Genomic DNA, 16,320 nt, shown 5'->3' on the forward strand with positions numbered 1-16,320 from the left:
CGCCGCCCCCCCCCGGGGGGGGCCCCCCCCCCCGCCTCACCCCCCCGCGGTCCCCCCGCCCCCCCCCCGTCGGGCGCCCGGGTAAACCCCGGGCCCCCCCATCGACGTATTCAGCTGTGGGGTGGTACGACCGGTCGGGAACGGGTGGGCTGACGGGTGGGTCAACGAGTGGTTTCCCGGACCGGCTGACGCGGGCGATGACGCGGACCAGCGGGCACCGTGACCGCCACCGGGTGCTGCGGCACGGGGGGTGCCACGGTGGTGGAGGGGATCCGCTTGGGGGACTTCTTCACAGGGGCCGTGACGGAGACGACCAGTCCCAGGGCCAGCGCCGTCACGGTGACGACGGCGATCCCCCCGGGGGAGTCCGTCTGTGACAGCAGCAGCATGGCGAGGGTCGACAGGATCACGGTGCACGAGCCGTAGACGAGCTGTGCGGCAGTCGGACGAGGCATGGCAATCGTGTCCTCGGAAGTGGGGGTGAGACTAGGTTGTCGGCCTGGCTTTCCGCCGACTTCCGGGCGTTCCGCCACTCGACTCTAACGGCGTGGATGCCCGAGGGGAACGAACGGTAAGCGTTACCTGACCTACTGTGCCGGAGCACAGGGGGCGCACCGAGTCATGACGTCCACCAAGTGGACGGTCACGCGCGCCCGTTGACGGCGTGGTTCCGCATATACGCGCAGGTGCGGGGCAGTTTGCACGGGGATGGGCCGCGGTGCGACGTTCGCTCAGCGGGGTGAACGTACCGCATAGTGCAATTGACCTGTCCAAGTCAAGATCTGTCTTTTCTTCTCAACCTCTAGTCGAATGACGTCACTTGACTACACGCGTTGATCAGGAGCGCGCGGGTTCCACACCACTCCCGGACCCCTCCTCCCGTGCGCCCGGACGCGGAGGAGGAACTCAAGTGACCAGTAGACCCTGGACGTTCAGAGCAGCGGCGACCGCCGTAGCGCTCGCCGCGGCCACCGCCACGATCTCCGGTTTCACCGTGGCCCAGGCCGACTCCACCCAAGCGTCCGCCACCACGGCCGTCGACCGCCAGGACCCGGCGTCGGCCCAGGCGAACGAAGAGCCCCACAACCTCAAGGGACCGCTCACCGACACCCAGACCGCTCAGCGCGAGGAAGCCCTCAACCAGGTCATCTCCGGCCAGGCCGAGGTCCAGGAGCGCAACGGCTCGCAGGTCGTGGAGCTGGAGTCCAAGAAGGGCGACAGCAAGTACGTCGAGCTGGGGCGGGAGAGCACCGACAAGATCTTCACCATCCTGGTCGAGTTCGGTGACCAGATAGACAGCCGCTACGGCGGCACCCCCGGACCCCTGCACAACGAGATCGCCGAGCCCGACCGGTCCAAGGACAACAGCACCGACTGGCAGGCGGACTACAACCAGGAGCACTACCAGGACCTGTACTTCGGCGAGGGCGCCGCCTCGATGAAGACCTACTACGAGAAGCAGTCCTCGGGCCGCTACTCGATCGAGGGCGAGGTCGCCGACTGGGTCACGGTCCCCTACAACGAGGCCCGCTACGGCTCCAACAGCTGCGTCCCGGACAACTGCGCCTGGTACGCGGTGCAGGACGGCGTCACCGCCTGGGCCGCGGGCCAGAAGGCGGCCGGCAAGACGGACGCCGAGATCACGGCGAAGCTCTCCGAGTACGACCAGTGGGACCGTTACGACCACGACGGCGACGGCGACTTCAACGAGCCCGACGGTTACATCGACCACTTCCAGATCGTGCACGCCGGTGAGGACGAGTCCGCGGGCGGCGGCGCGCAGGGCACGGACGCCATCTGGGCGCACCGCTGGTACGCCTTCGGCACGGACGCCGGCGCCACCGGCCCCGAGGGCAACAAGCTCGGCGGCACCCAGATCGGCACCTCCGGCATCTGGGTCGGCGACTACACCATCCAGCCGGAGAACGGCGGCCTCGGTGTCTTCGCCCACGAGTACGGCCACGACCTCGGTCTGCCGGACCACTACGACACCCAGGGCGGCGAGAACTCCACCGGGTTCTGGACCCTGATGTCCTCCGGCTCCTGGCTGGGCACCGGCGAGGACTCCATCGGCGATCTGCCCGGTGACATGACCGCCTGGGACAAGCTCCAGCTGGGCTGGCTGAACTACGACACGGCCACGGCCGCCACGGCGTCGAAACACACCCTGGGCGTCGCCGAGTACAACACCAAGAACGCTCAGGCCCTGGTGGTCGAACTGCCGGACAAGGAGGTCACCACCGAAGTGGTGCCCCCCGCGGAGGGCGCCACCCAGTGGTGGAGCGGCAGCGGTGACGATCTGCGCAACACGCTGACGCGATCGATCGATCTGACCGGAAAGACATCGGCGGACCTGACGTTCGACGGCTGGTACCAGATCGAGGCCGACTACGACTACCTCTACACCGAGGTGTCCACCGACGGCGGCGCCAACTGGACCACGATCGACGGCACGGTGGGCGGCCAGCCGATCCCGCGCGACGGCAGCGACAAGCCGGCCCTGACCGGTGTCGTCGACACCTACCAGCAGCTCTCGTACTCGCTCGACGCGTACGCGGGCCAGCGGATCGATCTGCGCTTCCGCTACGCCACCGACGGCGGTGTGGCGCTCAAGGGCTTCGCCGCCGACCGGATCTCGGTCGTCGCCGACGGCACCGCGCTGTTCACGGACAACGCCGAGAGCGCGGACCCGGCCTGGACCGCCGGCGGCTTCTCCCGCATCGGCGCGTCGTTCACCGACGACTACGCGCAGTACTACATCGCCGAGAACCGCCAGTACGTGTCGTACGACAAGACGCTCAAGGCCGGCCCGTACAACTTCGGCTTCTCCACCACCCGTCCGGACTGGGTGGAGCACTACCCGTACCAGAACGGCCTGTTGATCTGGAAGTGGGACACCTCCCAGGCGGACAACAACACCAGCGTCCACCCGGGCGCCGGTCTGGTGCTGCCGGTCGACTCCCACGCGACGCCGCTGAAGTGGTCGGACGGCACCCTGATGCGCAACCGCATCCAGTCCTACGACTCCACGTTCAGCCTCTCCCGCACGGACGGCATCACGCTGCACAAGGCGGGCGTGCCGACCCGGATTCCCTCGTCGAAGGGCGTGTCGGTCTTCAACGATCACACGAACACGTACTACGACCAGACGAACCCGACGGCGGGCGTCAAGATCACTGACACCAACACCAAGATCAAGATCGTCAAGGAGGCCAATAATGGCTCCACGATCACGCTCGAAGTGGGTCGTGCGGTGAAGTAAGCGACATTTACGCAGGTCAGGCGCGTATCGGCGGGAGCCCCTTGGCGGGCTGCCGCCGATCGTGTTTAGGTGCGTCCTGTGGTTCTCTTATTGACACCGGCTCGCACGGGGGTGTGACTGCATGGCCGCAGGAGGTTTCTGCAAGCTGCCGAACGGCACGGTGGTGGTGGCGCTGAATCTGCCCAGCCCCGCCCCCGACCGCCCGGCGGGCGTACGTGTGCTCGTCCACGCCCAGAACCGGGCACGCGCCCTGACCCGGCTGCGCAATCTCGGCCTGCGCGCGATCTACCTGCGCGGCAACACGGCGCCGCCCACCCCGGACGAGGTCACCGCCGTACTGCACCACCCCGACGGCCTCATATGGCGCACGGCCCCGGAGGACCTGCTCGGCGTGACCGAGCTGTGGCACCCGATCCGGGCGCTGCTGCGCAGACCGGCGGCGCCTGCGTAGGGGCCTGCCGCCGCTGTTGCCGTCGCTGTCGCCTTTCGCTGGCCCACCCGCGTGGCCTCGCCCGTGCCCTCGCCCGAGGGGCGGGCATGGCGGCTTCCTGGAAGCGCGGGAAGCCGCGGAAGCCCGTGAAGGCCGCGGAATCCCGGGGTGGCCCGGCCGGGGGACCCTTGAGGGGGTCCCGAGCGGCTCTAGGCGGGTCCCTGGCCGTTCACGACCGGCTTGCCGGTCAGTTCCACCCCGGCCCCGCGCAGGTCCTCCAGGGCCCGCTCGGTGGTCTCCGCGGCCACGCCGGCGGTCAGGTCCAGCAGCACCTGGGTGCGGAAGCCCTCGCGGACGGCGTCCAGGGCGGTGGCCCGTACGCAGTGGTCGGTGGCGATGCCGACCACGTCCACCTCGTCGATCTTCCGCGCGCGCAGCCAGTCGGCCAGCGAGGTGCCGTTCTCGTCGGCCCCCTCGAAGCCGCTGTACGCCGCCGCGTACGCCCCCTTGTCGAACACCGCGTCCACCGCGCCGGAGGCGACCGCCGGGGCGAAGTTCGGATGGAAGCCGACGCCCTCCGTGCCCGCGACACAGTGCGCGGGCCAGGAGTGCACGAAGTCCGGATTGTCCGCGAAATGGCCACCCGGCGCGATGTGACGGTCACGGGTGGCGATGACATGCCGGTATCCGGCCGGGGCCGGGGCCTGGGCGATCAGATCGGTGATGGCGGCGGCCACGTCGGCCCCTCCGGCCACCGCGAGACTGCCCCCCTCGCAGAAGTCGTTCTGCACATCGATGACGAGCAACGCACGACGCATGTTCGGTGTCCTTCGACGGTGGGTTCCGGGGCGATGGGTGCCCGGGGCGGTGGAGTCCGGGGGCGGCGGCCCGCTTCAGGAGGGCTTCGGGAACGCTGGGGTCGAGACCTGAACCTACGAGCCTAGAGAATCGGGGCCGGATAGGGGAGGGGCACTGACGGGAGCCGCGCGAACGATCATCATGCGCTGATCATTCGCGCACCGCGTCAGCCGACCGCCGCGTACTCGGTCGGGAGCACCGGTTCCCCGCGGGACAGCTGGGTCGCCGACAGGGGCAGCCTCGCACGCGCCGCCACGTGCCGCTCGCGCACGACGTCCAACGGCTCGCGCGTGATCACCTGACCACCCTTGATCAGCTCGACCAGCAGCTGAAGATCGGCCAGCTCGCCGGGAACGGACCCCGTACCGATCACCTCGGCCTCGGCCACTCCCCGCTCGTCCACCCGCCGGGCGGCCCACTTGCGCCCGCCGATGGACGTCTTGCCCCCGGTGGACCGCTTCGCGACCGGCACCAGCGGCGCCCTGGGATCGCCCGACTCGGCCCGCGCGACCAGCTTGTACACCATCGAGCAGGTCGGATGCCCCGACCCGGTCACCAACTGCGTGCCCACCCCGTACGCGTCCACCGGGGCCGCCGCCAGCGAGGCGATGGCGTACTCGTCGAGGTCGGACGTCACGATGATCCGCGTCCCGGTCGCCCCCAGCTCGTCCAGCTGCTGCCGCACCCGGTGCGCGACCAGCAGCAGATCCCCCGAGTCGATGCGTACGGCCCCCAGATCGGTCCCGGCCACCTCCACGGCCGTACGGACCGCATCGGCGACGTCGTACGTGTCCACCAGCAGCGTGGTGCCGCGCCCCATGGAGTCCACCTGGGCGCGGAAGGCGTCCCGCTCGTGGTCGTGCAGCAGGGTGAAGGCGTGGGCGCTGGTGCCGACGGTCGGGATGCCGTAGCGGAAACCGGCCGCGAGGTCGGACGTGGAGGAGAAGCCGCCGACGTACGCCGCGCGGGCGGACGCGACCGCGGCCAGCTCGTGCGTGCGCCGGGCGCCCATCTCGATCAGCGGGCGGCCCCCGGCGGCCGACGACATCCGCGAGGCCGCCGCCGCGATCGCGGAGTCGTGGTTGAGGATCGAGAGGATCACCGTCTCCAGGAGCACGCACTCGGCGAAGGAGCCCTCGACACGCATGATCGGCGACCCGGGGAAGTACACCTCGCCCTCGGGGTAGCCCCAGATGTCCCCGCGGAAGCGGTATCCGGCCAGCCACTCCAGGGTGTCCTCGTCCACGATCGATCGTTCGCGCAGAAAACCGATCACGGCGGCGTCGAAGCGGAAGTTCTCGACGGCGTCCAGTACCCGGCCGGTGCCCGCGACGACGCCGTAGCGGCGGCCGTGGGGCAGCCGCCGGGTGAAGACCTCGAAGACACTGCGCCGTTGCGCGGTGCCCGCCTTGAGGGCCGCCTGGAGCATCGTCAGCTCGTACTGGTCCGTGAAGAGCGCCGTCGACGGGACATCCACCGGCAGCCCAAGGTCTGCTGTGTTCATGACCCTTGATGCTACACCCCATCTCGTCAGTGTGACGATTTGTGGCGCACGTGGCAGCATGGGGGTTGTGACGTCAGCCGCTCCCATCGAGATCGAACGCACCGAGTCGGCGGAGGAGGTCTCTGCCGTACCGGAGCCCGACGTCCCCTGGGTCACGATCGTCCACAACGACCCCGTCAACCTCATGAGCTATGTGGCCTATGTCTTCCAGTCGTACTTCGGCTATTCCAAGGACAAGGCCCACAAGCTCATGCTCGACGTCCACCACAAGGGCCGTGCGGTCGTCTCCAGCGGGAGCCGCGAGGAGATGGAACGCGACGTGCAGGCCATGCACGGCTACGGCTTGTGGGCCACCCTCCAGCAGGACCGGAAGTAGCGATCGCCGCCATGCCAGGAACCTTCGAACCGCTCCCCGGCGGCGGCGCGGCCGTCGCGCTCGACGAGGTCGAGATCTCCATCATCCGGTCGCTGACCGTCCAATTGCTGGAACTGATCGGACCCGGCCCCGCCGAGGACACGCCCGACGACCCGCTCGCCGAGCTGTTCGCCGAGGGCCCGAGCGAACCGCCCTCCGACCCGGTCCTCAAGCGGCTCTTCCCGGACGCCTACACCGACCCCGAGCACACGCCCGCCTCCGCCGCGCAGGCCGAGGAGCGGCGCGCCCACTCCGCCGAGTTCCGCCGCTTCACCGAGAACGACCTCAGGGCCGGCAAGCGTGACAACGCCCTCGCGGTGATCCGCTCGCTGGACGAACTGGCGGCGGACGCCACCGGCTCCGGCGCGGTGCTCAAACTCTCGCCCGAGGACGCCCGGCCCTGGCTCGGCTCCCTGAACGATCTGCGGCTGGCGATCGCCACCCGGCTGGAGATCACCGACGAGGACGAGAGCGCCCTGCTGTACCGGCTCCCGGACGACGACGAGCGCAAGCCGTTGGTGATGGCGTACCTGTGGCTGGGCGGCCTCCAGGAGACGCTCGTCCAGACACTCATGCCGTGATCGCCCGTTCGCGCCTCCGGTGATCGCCTGCCGGCAGGTCTGGTGATCGTCCGTTCGCGCGTCCCGTGATTCCCCGGTCGGTCCTGTTGCGATCGTCCGGCCGATCTCGCCGTGAGCGTCGGGCTGGTCCTGTCGCGACCGTCCGGCCCTCCGCCCGGTGATCGTCCGACCGGTCCTCCCGGTGATCGGCCGCCCCTCTCTCCGGGGACCGTCCGCCCCTTCACCCGGTGATCGTCCCCGCCCGATCGCGCCGGGATGTTCGAACGATCACCCCTCCGATGTTCACCCGCTCGGACCCCCGCGCCGACACGCCGAGGAATCTGTCGTGTCGCGCCCTTCTGACGGGCTTTTGTTCGCTCAGCGGACGCTCAAATCGGGATAACGATCGCGTCACCGGGGTCGCCGTTTATGGCGGAGGCGTCCCACGTTTGTCCCCTTCTCCTTGTGTCGTGCGCCACATGTTGCGCGGACGATCGACGATTCCAGCGTGATAGATCTGCACTTCGCCCGGCGGACGCCACCCCTGTCCGACCGGGTGCGCCACCGAGCCGGCCGACCGCCGGCCTGGCACTCCATCTATCCGGGGGGATCGAAATCCGGTCCGCGGCCGAGCGACGGCCGGGACCGGGCATGGAGAAAGGCGCACCACTGATGACCTCTGCGCAGGTCGACCAGACCTACGACGGCGACGGGGCCGGGAGCGGCAAGGCTCCCGAGGAAGGCTACGAACGCGGACTCGGCAGCCGCCAGGTCCAGATGATCGCGATCGGCGGCGCCATCGGCGTCGGCCTCTTCCTGGGGGCCGGGGCGAACATCGCCAAGGCCGGTCCGAGCCTCATCCTCATGTACGCCCTCGCGGGCGTGATCATCTTCTTCATCATGCGGGCCCTGGGCGAACTGCTGCTCTACCGCCCGGTCTCCGGCTCCTTCGCGGAGTACTCGCGGGAGTTCCTGGGCCCGTTCTTCGGCTACTTCACCGGCTGGACGTACTGGCTGATGTGGGTGGTCACCGGGATGGCGGAGCTGACCGCCGCCGCGATCTACGTGAACTACTGGTGGCCGGTCGTCCCGCAATGGGTGACCGCTCTTGTCTTTCTGATCGTCCTGTTCGGGGCCAACCTGATCTCGGTGAAGCTGTTCGGCGAGATCGAGTTCTGGTTCTCCATGGTCAAGGTCACCGCCCTGCTCGGCATGATCGTGATCGGTCTGGGCGTGCTCACCTTCGGCTTCAGCTCCGCCGGGGACACCGCCGCGGTCTCCAACCTGTGGGCCTTCGACGGTTTCTTCCCCAAGGGCATCGGCTCGTCCCTGATGACCCTCCAGGGCGTGATGTTCGCCTACCTTGCGGTCGAACTGGTCGGCGTCACGGCCGGTGAGTCGGAGAACCCCGAGAAGACCCTCCCCAAGGCGATCAACACCCTGCCCTGGCGGATCGCGCTCTTCTACGTCGGCGCGCTCACGGTCATCCTGTGCGTGGTCAAGTGGACCGAGTTCGCACCCGGGGTGAGCCCGTTCGTCGAGGCGTTCGCGCAGATCGGCATCCCGGCGGGCGCCGGCATCGTGAACTTCGTGGTGCTCACGGCCGCCCTGTCGTCCTGCAACTCCGGCATGTACTCCACGGGCCGCATGCTGCGCACCCTGGCCGACAACGGCGAGGCCCCGCGCGTCTTCAGCAAGCTGTCCTCCACCCGCACCCCGGCGTTCGGCATCACCGTCTCGGTGCTGTTCATGGGCATCGGCGTCATCCTCAACTACATCGTCCCCGAAAAAGCGTTCGGCTACGTCGTCTCCATCGCCACCGCCGCGGGCATCTGGACCTGGCTGATGATCCTGATCAGCCATGTGCTCTACCGCCGGGGCGTGGTCGCGGGCCGGCTGCCGCGCTCGTCCTTCCCCGCCCCGGGCGGCGCGGTGTGCTCGTACATCGCCATCGCGTTCCTGCTCTTCGTGACCTGTCTGATCGCCTACGACGCCGACGCGCGGGTCTGTCTGTATGTGATGGCGGGCTGGGCCGTCGCGCTGTGGATCGGCTGGCAGGTCCTGAAGACCCGCAACCCGCAGGCGGGTGAGGACCCGGTCCGGACGGCCGACAAGGTCGGCTGATCACCGAAGCGTCCAGCATGTGGGGGGTGCCCCCCCCTGCCCCCGGTCAGTGCAGCCCCCGGGGGTTTCAAGTCGGACACCGATAGCCCCCCCCACACCCCGGGGGGGGGGTGCGCCCGGGGCCCGCCGGCCGCAATGGGCGGTATTAAACCTGACGCTCCAATTTGGGGGGCGCCCCCTCCCGCCCACGGGGCCCGGCACCGCCCCGGTGCTTATCCTGGCGACCATGCTGACCCTCACACAGGCCCTGTACGACCAGATCGTCGCCCACGCGCGCGAGGATCACCCCGACGAGGCGTGCGGCGTGGTCGCCGGCCCGGTGGGCACGGGCCGGCCGGAGCGGTTCATCCCGATGCTGAACGCCGCCCGCTCGCCCACGTTCTACGAGTTCGACTCCGGGGATCTGCTCAAGCTCTACCGCGCGATGGACGACCGCGACGAGGAGCCGGTGATCATCTACCACTCCCACACCGCGACCGAGGCGTACCCGTCCCGCACCGACATCTCCTACGCCAACGAGCCCGGCGCCCACTATGTGCTGGTGTCCACGGCGGACGCCGACGGGGCGGGCGAGTTCCAGTTCCGGTCCTTCCGGATCGTGGAGGGCGAGGTCACGGAGGAGGAGGTCACGGTCGTGACGGCCTACTGATCCCGGCATTCGGTCAGAATTCATCCAGCATGCGAGATCACATTCCAAAGGCCGGACCGGGAATCGATACGATGACCGCATGGTTCTGAACGACGTGAGCGAGAAGGCGCCGAGCACACCGCTGCTCGTGGCGCGGCTGCACGTCGACCTGTGCAGGCTGAACAGCGCCATCTGTTGACGTTCCCTGCCGCCGTACGGCCGTGAGCCGCGGCGCGGCAACCATCTCGTCGCACCACCCCGCCGCACCAGCGCCGCCGCGCGCCCACCGACCCGCCTCTTCCGACAGGAGCCCGCAATCATGGCCATCGAGGTCCGCATCCCCACCATCCTGCGCCAGTACACCGACGGTCAGAAGGCGGTGCCGGGCAGCGGCGACACCCTCGCCGCGCTGTTCGCCGACCTCGAAACCCGCCACGCGGGCATCCAGGCCCGCATCGTGGACGGCGATCAGCTGCGCCGCTTCGTCAACGTCTACCTCAACGACGAGGACGTCCGCTTCCTGGACGGCATCAGCACCAAGCTCACCGACGGCGACAACGTGACCATCCTGCCGGCCGTGGCCGGCGGCAAGGCCTGAGGGCCGCTGACCCGCGATGCGCTACGACTCCCCGCTGGCCGCGGTGGGCAACACCCCCCTGGTGCGCCTGCCGCGGCTTTCACCGTCCCCCGAGGTCCGGATCTGGGCCAAGCTGGAGGACCGCAACCCGACCGGTTCCGTCAAGGACCGCCCCGCCCTGCACATGATCGAGCAGGCCGAGAAGGACGGACGGCTCACCCCGGGCTGCACCATCCTGGAGCCCACCTCCGGCAACACCGGCATCTCCCTCGCCATGGCCGCCAAGCTCAAGGGCTACCGCATGGTGTGCGTGATGCCCGAGAACACCTCGCACGAGCGCCGGGACCTGCTCGGCATGTGGGGCGCCGAGATCATCTCCTCCCCGGCCGCGGGCGGCTCCAACACCGCCGTGCGCGTCGCCAAGGAACTGGCCGCCGAGCACCCGGACTGGGTGATGCTCTACCAGTACGGCAACCCGGACAACGCGGGCGCGCACTACGCCACGACCGGCCCGGAGATCCTCGCCGACCTGCCCTCGATCACCCACTTCGTGGCCGGACTCGGCACCACCGGCACCCTGATGGGCGTCGGCCGCTATCTGCGCGAGCACAAGCCGGACGTCAGGATCGTCGCCGCCGAGCCGCGCTACGACGACCTGGTCTACGGCCTGCGCAACCTCGACGAGGGGTTCGTGCCCGAGCTGTACGACGCCTCCGTGCTCACCACCCGGTTCTCGGTCGGCTCCGCCGACGCCGTCACCCGCACCCGTGAGCTGCTCCAGCAGGAGGGCATCTTCGCGGGCGTCTCCACCGGCGCCGCGCTGCACGCCGCGATCGGTGTCGGCCAGAAAGCGATCAAGGCCGGGGAGAGCGCGGACATCGTGTTCGTCGTGGCCGACGGCGGCTGGAAGTACCTCTCGACCGGGGTGTACACGGCGGCGACCACGGAGGAAGCGATCGAAACGCTCCAGGGCCAGCTCTGGGCGTAGCCCGTTCGATCAGCCGCGCGTGTTCGTTTCACGCGCGCGCCCGCTCCGCTGGGGCACGGATGACGCGCGGATGATCATGTCGCGCCGGTTCATATCGTGTCGCACAGGTTCATTTCGCCAGATGGCGGACCTGGTCCCACAGGGCCGGGTCCACCGTCCCCGCCCGCCGCCGGAAGTCCGTCACCGGTACCCGGCGCAGCTCGTCCGTCTCCAGGAAGCTCGGGCGGCCGTGCGCGTCGCCGACCGAGCCGGGCGGCAGCCGGAGCACGCCGGCCCGTTCATCGCGGTACTTCGTGGTGATCTTGGCGACCAGGGCCCGCCGCCCGTGCACCGCGAGCACCAGACAGGGCCGGTCCTTGCCGCCGGGCCCGTCCTCGTAGGGCACCTGGGCCCACCAGATCTCGCCGGGCCGCGGATCGGCCCGCGCCGCCCGCCGGCCCGGTCGCCCCGGACCTCCCGGCGGCCGGCGCCGCCCGCCCGGCCGCCGCCCTCGCCCCCAGCCGTCGACGAGCGCGGCGACCAGGGCGAGCAGCACCACCGCCGCGAGCGCCGGCCACCATGACGTGTCCATACGGACGACGGTACCGGCCCGCCCGGCCGACGCCGGGTGCCGTGCCGTGGGCCGTCCGCCGCGCCCGGCCCCCGTGCCCCGTACGTCCAGCCGAACCGGTGACACCACAGGTGAGTTCGCCCACAACAGCCCTTGGCGGAGGAGCGACCGGACGTTTTGCGCCTTACGCTCGACAAACCGCACGACCCCCGTCTCTCCTTATCCGCCAGCGGAGGTTTCTGTTTCATGAAGCTCACCGTCGTCGGCTGCTCGGGGTCGTTCCCGTCCGCGGAATCGGCCTGTTCGAGCTACCTCGTAGAGGCCGACGGCTTCCGGCTGCTTCTCGACATGGGCAACGGTGCCCTGGGCGAGTTGCAGCGCCACTGCGGTCTCTACGACCTCGACGCGATCTTTCTGAGCCATCTGCACGCCGACCACTGCATCGACATGTGCGCCTATTTCGTGGCGCGGTACTACCGGCACGACGGCGGCCGGGCCGATCCGATCCCGGTCTACGGACCGGAGGGCACGGAACACCGGCTGACCACCGCCTACGCCGACACCCCGACCGCCTCGTCCATGAGCGAGGTCTTCGACTTCCACACCGTCAAGCCGGGCACCTTCGAGATCGGCCCCTTCACGATGCACACCGACCGGGTGGCACATCCGGTGGAGGCCTACGGCATCCGCGTCGAGCACGCCGGACGGACTTTGACGTACTCGGGCGACAGCGGCGTCACCCCGGCGCTGGACGAACTCGCCCGCGACGCCGACCTGTTCCTGTGCGAGGCCGCGTTCACCCACGGCAAGGAGTCCATCCCGGACCTGCACCTCAATGGCCGTGAGGCGGGCGAGACCGCGAATCGCGCCGGTGCCCGCCGACTGGTCCTCACCCACATTCCGCCGTGGACGGACCCTCAGCTGAATCTGGCGGACGCGCGTGAGGTGTACGACGGCCCGGTGGAGCTGGCGGCGCCCAGGGTGTCGTACGAGATCTGATCGAGCGAGATCTGATCGAACGAACATTGAGCGGGCATCGAACGACATACGAAAGGCCCCGGCATCTCCATGATGCCGGGGCCTTCGTCAGGGGCGTTCGGGGGAGGGCACCCCAGGGAGGATGGGGTGACGCCCCTGCGGGGGTTACGCCTTGGTGAGGTCCTCGACCTCTTCCTCGGGCTCGCGGCCCGGGGTGGGGAGGTTGAACTTCACGATCGCGAAACGGAAGACCGTGTAGTAGATCGCCGCGAAGACCAGGCCGATCGGGATGATGAGCCATGGCTTGGTGGAGAGGTTCCAGTTCAGCGCGTAGTCGATGAAGCCCGCGGAGAAGGTGAAGCCCGCATGGACGCCCAGCGCCCAGGTGATCGCCATGGAGAGGGCCGTGAGCACCGCGTGGATCACGTACAGCAGCGGGGCGATGAACATGAACGCGAACTCGATCGGCTCGGTGACACCGGTCACGAACGAGGTCAGGGCGAGCGAGATCATCATGCCCATCACGGCCTTGCGGCGCTCGGGCCGGGCGGCGTGTGCGATCGCGATCGCGGCGGCGGGCAGACCGAACATCATGATCGGGAAGAAGCCGGACATGAACTGACCGGCGTCCGGGTCACCGGCGAAGAACCGGTTCAGGTCGCCGTGCACGACCTCGCCCGCGGCGTTGGTGAAGTCGCCGATCTGGAACCAGGAGACGGTGTTGACGAACTGGTGCATACCGATCGGGATCAGTGCGCGGTTGATCAGACCGAACAGACCGGCGCCCACGGCGCCCAGGCCGGTGATCCACTCGCCGACGTCCGAGATGCCGTTGCCGATCGGCTCCCAGACCAGGCCGAACAGCACGCCCATCGCGGTGCCGACGAACGCCATGATGATCGGCACCAGTCGGCGCCCGTTGAAGAAGCCGAGCCAGTCCACCAGCTGCTTGCGGTGGTAGCGCTGCCACAGTGTGGCCGACAGCAGACCCATCAGGATGCCGCCGAGCACACCGGGGTTGTTGTAGGTGGCGGCGGCGTCCGCGCCGTCCTGGATCACCGCTTCGGTGACCGGGAACGCCTTGAGCACATTGCTGTACACCAGGAAGCCGACCAGCGCGGCGAGCGCGGTCGAGCCGTCCGACTTCTTGGCGAAGCCGATGGCCACACCTATACAGAAGAGCAGCGGCAGGTTGTCGAAGATCGCGCCACCGGCGGTGGCGAACACGGACGCGACCCTGTCCCAGCCCAGTCCGTCCGGGCCGAACACGTCCGGCTGGCCGAGGCGCAGCAGGATGCCGGCGGCGGGGAGGACGGCGATCGGGAGCTGTAGGCTGCGGCCGATCTTCTGGAGGCCCTGGAACAGACCGGATCCCCGCCGCTTCGCGGGGGCCGCCGTGGTGGTGGCGGAACTCATACTTCCTCCAACGGGTGGTGGTCTACACCACTCAGTGGTGTAGACCTGTTCTAGCAGATGAGCAGCGCATAAGGAACCCTCCTTTCATAACGTCTGGGATGCCGTTCCGAACCCGCCCCCGGCACGCCGAAGGGCCCTCGGACGCCGGGTCCAAGAGCCCTGGTGGGAAAGCCAGTTGGGGTACCTGTGGAGACGGTTACACCTTGGTCACGTCTTCCACCTCGTCCTCCGGTTCACGGCCCGGCGTCTTGAGGTCGAACCTGGTGATCGCGAAGCGGAAGATCACGTAATAGACGGCGGCGAAGCACAGGCCGATGGGGATGATCAGCCAGGGTCTGGTCGCCAGGTTCCAGTTGATGACGTAGTCGATCAGACCGGCGGAGAAGCTGAAGCCGTCCTTGACGCCGAGCGCCCAGGTCACCGCCATCGACACGCCGGTCAGCAGCGCGTGCACCGCGTAGAGCACGGGCGCGATGAACAGGAACGAGTACTCGATCGGTTCGGTGATGCCGGTGACGAACGACGTCAGCGCCACCGAAAGCATCAGGCCGCCGATCTCCTTGCGGCGGTGCGGCTTCGCGGTGTGGGTGATCGCGAGGGCCGCGGCGGGCAGCGCGAACATCATGATGGGGAAGAAGCCGGTGGTGAACTGGCCCGCGTCCGGGTCGCCCGCCAGGAACATGTTGATGTCGCCGTGCACCACCGTGCCGTCCGGCTTGGTGTACGTGCCGAACTGGAACCAGATGGGCACGTTCAGGAACTGATGCAGGCCGATCACCAGCAGCGCCCGGTTGGCGACGCCGAAGATGCCCGCGCCCCACGCGCCCAGGTCGTCCATCCACTGGGAGAAGCTCTCCAGCGCGCTGCCGATCGGCGGCCAGATCCACAGGCACAGCGCGGCGAACGCGATCGCGACGAACGCCATGATGATCGGCACCAGCCGCCGGCCGTTGAAGAAGCCCAGCCAGTCGACCAGCCTGGTGCGGTGGAAGCGGGCCCAGAAGTACGCCGCGAGCAGCCCCATGATGATGCCGCCGAACACCCCGGGGTTCTGGTAGGTGAAGGGCCCCACCGTGCCGTCCTGGGCCTGGCAGCCCGCCACCACCACCTGCGCCCCGGCCGGGCAGGCGATCGGGAACTGCCGCAGCACCGAGTAGTAGACGAGGAAACCCGCCACCGCGGCGAGCGCGGTCGAGCCGTCCGCCTTCTTCGCCATGCCGATGGCCACGCCGACACAGAACAGCAGCGGCAGGCCGAGCGAGGAGTCCAGCAGGGCGCCGCCCGCGCCGACCATCACCTTGGAGACATCGGTCCAGCCGAGCCCGTCGGCGCCGAACACATCGGGTTGGCCGAGGCGGTTGAGGATGCCCGCGGCGGGGAGGACGGCGATGGGAAGCTGGAGGCTCCGGCCCATTTTCTGGAGCCCTTGGAACACACTGTTCCAGTGGGACCGTCCAGGGCTGACGGCGCTCTCGGCACTCATCGGACTCCTCCCGGTGGGGCCGGGTTTGGCGGTGGTCGGCGCGGTGGTGTAGACCAGTTGACTGAGGGTTCCGCTGTCGTGTCGCCATCATTCGGTACGGACGGCATGACCGCTCGCGAAGTTGGGCCAACTGTGGGTTACTGCGACAAAGCGGTTCGGATCAGGGAGAAGGAACATGGCCAGCAAGGCTGAGAAGATCGTTGCCGGGCTCGGTGGCATCGACAACATCGAGGAGATCGAGGGCTGCATCACGCGCCTGCGGGTCGAGGTGGCGGACGCATCCCTGGTCAACGACGCCGCTCTCAAGGGCGCCGGCGCACACGGCGTGGTGAAGATGGGTACCGCCATCCAGGTCGTCGTGGGCACGGACGCCGACCCGATCGCGGCGGACATCGAAGACCTGATGTGAGTCGGCGCCGACCGATCTGAGAAGGGGGCGGCGGCGGGCGGCCCCGGGGGGGGGGGGCGCCCCGGGGCGCGGGATACAAAAAACTACACACCCCCACCCCCCGGCCAGCACAGTTAGCGGCGTGCGGGGTAGGTTAGG

General features: G+C 69.0%; 17 protein-coding genes. 11 read left to right on the forward strand and 6 right to left on the reverse strand.

The window, feature by feature from the left end; genetic code table 11:
* Positions 1 to 161: 161 nt before the first annotated feature.
* Positions 162 to 455 (reverse strand): hypothetical protein, encoded by a 294-nt coding sequence (locus ACFXAZ_RS31720; protein ID WP_384598160.1) that lies wholly within the window; start codon positions 453 to 455, stop codon positions 162 to 164.
* Between the two features lie 455 nt (positions 456 to 910).
* On the opposite strand from ACFXAZ_RS31720, the gene ACFXAZ_RS31725 reads away from it, so the two are divergent.
* The gene (locus tag ACFXAZ_RS31725) at positions 911 to 3,262 is read left to right on the forward strand and encodes an immune inhibitor A domain-containing protein (protein WP_384598162.1); all 2,352 of its coding nucleotides are present in this window, start codon (positions 911 to 913) and stop codon (positions 3,260 to 3,262) included.
* 121 nt (positions 3,263 to 3,383) lie between these two features.
* A complete protein-coding gene (locus ACFXAZ_RS31730; RefSeq protein ID WP_382681337.1) occupies positions 3,384 to 3,713 on the forward strand; it encodes a hypothetical protein in 330 nt (109 codons plus the stop codon).
* Positions 3,714 to 3,901: 188 nt separating this feature from the next.
* On the opposite strand, the gene ACFXAZ_RS31735 is transcribed toward ACFXAZ_RS31730, so the two are convergent.
* Positions 3,902 to 4,510, reverse strand: a complete 609-nt coding sequence (locus ACFXAZ_RS31735; protein ID WP_384598165.1) for an isochorismatase family protein — start codon at positions 4,508 to 4,510, stop codon at positions 3,902 to 3,904.
* A gap of 206 nt (positions 4,511 to 4,716) precedes the next feature.
* Positions 4,717 to 6,054, reverse strand: a complete 1,338-nt coding sequence (locus ACFXAZ_RS31740; RefSeq protein ID WP_384598167.1) for a nicotinate phosphoribosyltransferase — start codon at positions 6,052 to 6,054, stop codon at positions 4,717 to 4,719.
* Positions 6,055 to 6,112: 58 nt separating this feature from the next.
* On the opposite strand from ACFXAZ_RS31740, the gene clpS reads away from it, so the two are divergent.
* The 7 genes from clpS (at position 6,113) to ACFXAZ_RS31775 (ending at position 11,346) form a co-directional block, all read left to right on the forward strand.
* Positions 6,113 to 6,430, forward strand: coding sequence for an ATP-dependent Clp protease adapter ClpS (gene clpS, locus ACFXAZ_RS31745; protein WP_384598169.1), 318 nt, complete (start codon positions 6,113 to 6,115; stop codon positions 6,428 to 6,430).
* 11 nt (positions 6,431 to 6,441) lie between these two features.
* Complete coding sequence (locus ACFXAZ_RS31750) at positions 6,442 to 7,050, forward strand: DUF2017 domain-containing protein (RefSeq protein ID WP_384598171.1); 609 nt, start codon at positions 6,442 to 6,444, stop codon at positions 7,048 to 7,050.
* Between the two features lie 651 nt (positions 7,051 to 7,701).
* A complete protein-coding gene (locus tag ACFXAZ_RS31755) occupies positions 7,702 to 9,153 on the forward strand; it encodes an amino acid permease (RefSeq protein ID WP_384598173.1) in 1,452 nt (483 codons plus the stop codon).
* A gap of 226 nt (positions 9,154 to 9,379) precedes the next feature.
* Entirely contained in the window at positions 9,380 to 9,802 is a 423-nt protein-coding gene (locus ACFXAZ_RS31760; protein WP_382681352.1) for a Mov34/MPN/PAD-1 family protein, read from the forward strand.
* Positions 9,803 to 9,881: 79 nt separating this feature from the next.
* On the forward strand, positions 9,882 to 9,980 hold the full coding sequence (locus tag ACFXAZ_RS31765; protein WP_384598176.1) for a putative leader peptide: 99 nt from the start codon (positions 9,882 to 9,884) through the stop codon (positions 9,978 to 9,980).
* A 120-nt stretch (positions 9,981 to 10,100) separates the two neighbouring features.
* Positions 10,101 to 10,379 carry a MoaD/ThiS family protein gene (locus ACFXAZ_RS31770; protein WP_384598178.1) on the forward strand — a complete coding sequence of 93 codons (279 nt, stop codon included), beginning with the start codon at positions 10,101 to 10,103 and terminating at the stop codon, positions 10,377 to 10,379.
* 16 nt (positions 10,380 to 10,395) lie between these two features.
* Positions 10,396 to 11,346, forward strand: a complete 951-nt coding sequence (locus ACFXAZ_RS31775; RefSeq protein ID WP_384598180.1) for a PLP-dependent cysteine synthase family protein — start codon at positions 10,396 to 10,398, stop codon at positions 11,344 to 11,346.
* A gap of 109 nt (positions 11,347 to 11,455) precedes the next feature.
* Here the strand turns inward: ACFXAZ_RS31775 and ACFXAZ_RS31780 are convergent, their stop codons facing one another.
* On the reverse strand, positions 11,456 to 11,917 hold the full coding sequence (locus tag ACFXAZ_RS31780; RefSeq protein WP_384598182.1) for a type II toxin-antitoxin system PemK/MazF family toxin: 462 nt from the start codon (positions 11,915 to 11,917) through the stop codon (positions 11,456 to 11,458).
* Positions 11,918 to 12,142: 225 nt separating this feature from the next.
* Between ACFXAZ_RS31780 and ACFXAZ_RS31785 the strand changes: the two genes are divergently transcribed.
* Positions 12,143 to 12,895, forward strand: a complete 753-nt coding sequence (locus tag ACFXAZ_RS31785; RefSeq protein ID WP_384598184.1) for an MBL fold metallo-hydrolase — start codon at positions 12,143 to 12,145, stop codon at positions 12,893 to 12,895.
* 144 nt (positions 12,896 to 13,039) lie between these two features.
* Here ACFXAZ_RS31785 and ACFXAZ_RS31790 read toward each other — a convergent pair whose 3' ends face one another.
* Positions 13,040 to 14,290: a PTS transporter subunit EIIC gene (locus ACFXAZ_RS31790; RefSeq protein WP_384598186.1), complete on the reverse strand. Its 1,251-nt coding sequence runs from the start codon at positions 14,288 to 14,290 to the stop codon at positions 13,040 to 13,042.
* Positions 14,291 to 14,486: 196 nt separating this feature from the next.
* Positions 14,487 to 15,773 carry a PTS transporter subunit EIIC gene (locus tag ACFXAZ_RS31795; protein ID WP_384598188.1) on the reverse strand — a complete coding sequence of 429 codons (1,287 nt, stop codon included), beginning with the start codon at positions 15,771 to 15,773 and terminating at the stop codon, positions 14,487 to 14,489.
* Between the two features lie 175 nt (positions 15,774 to 15,948).
* On the opposite strand from ACFXAZ_RS31795, the gene ACFXAZ_RS31800 reads away from it, so the two are divergent.
* Positions 15,949 to 16,182 (forward strand): glucose PTS transporter subunit EIIB, encoded by a 234-nt coding sequence (locus ACFXAZ_RS31800; protein WP_382681372.1) that lies wholly within the window; start codon positions 15,949 to 15,951, stop codon positions 16,180 to 16,182.
* Positions 16,183 to 16,320: the final 138 nt, after the last annotated feature.

It is taken from the genome of Streptomyces sp. NPDC059477 (genome assembly GCF_042749375.1).
Lineage (GTDB): Bacteria > Actinomycetota > Actinomycetes > Streptomycetales > Streptomycetaceae > Streptomyces.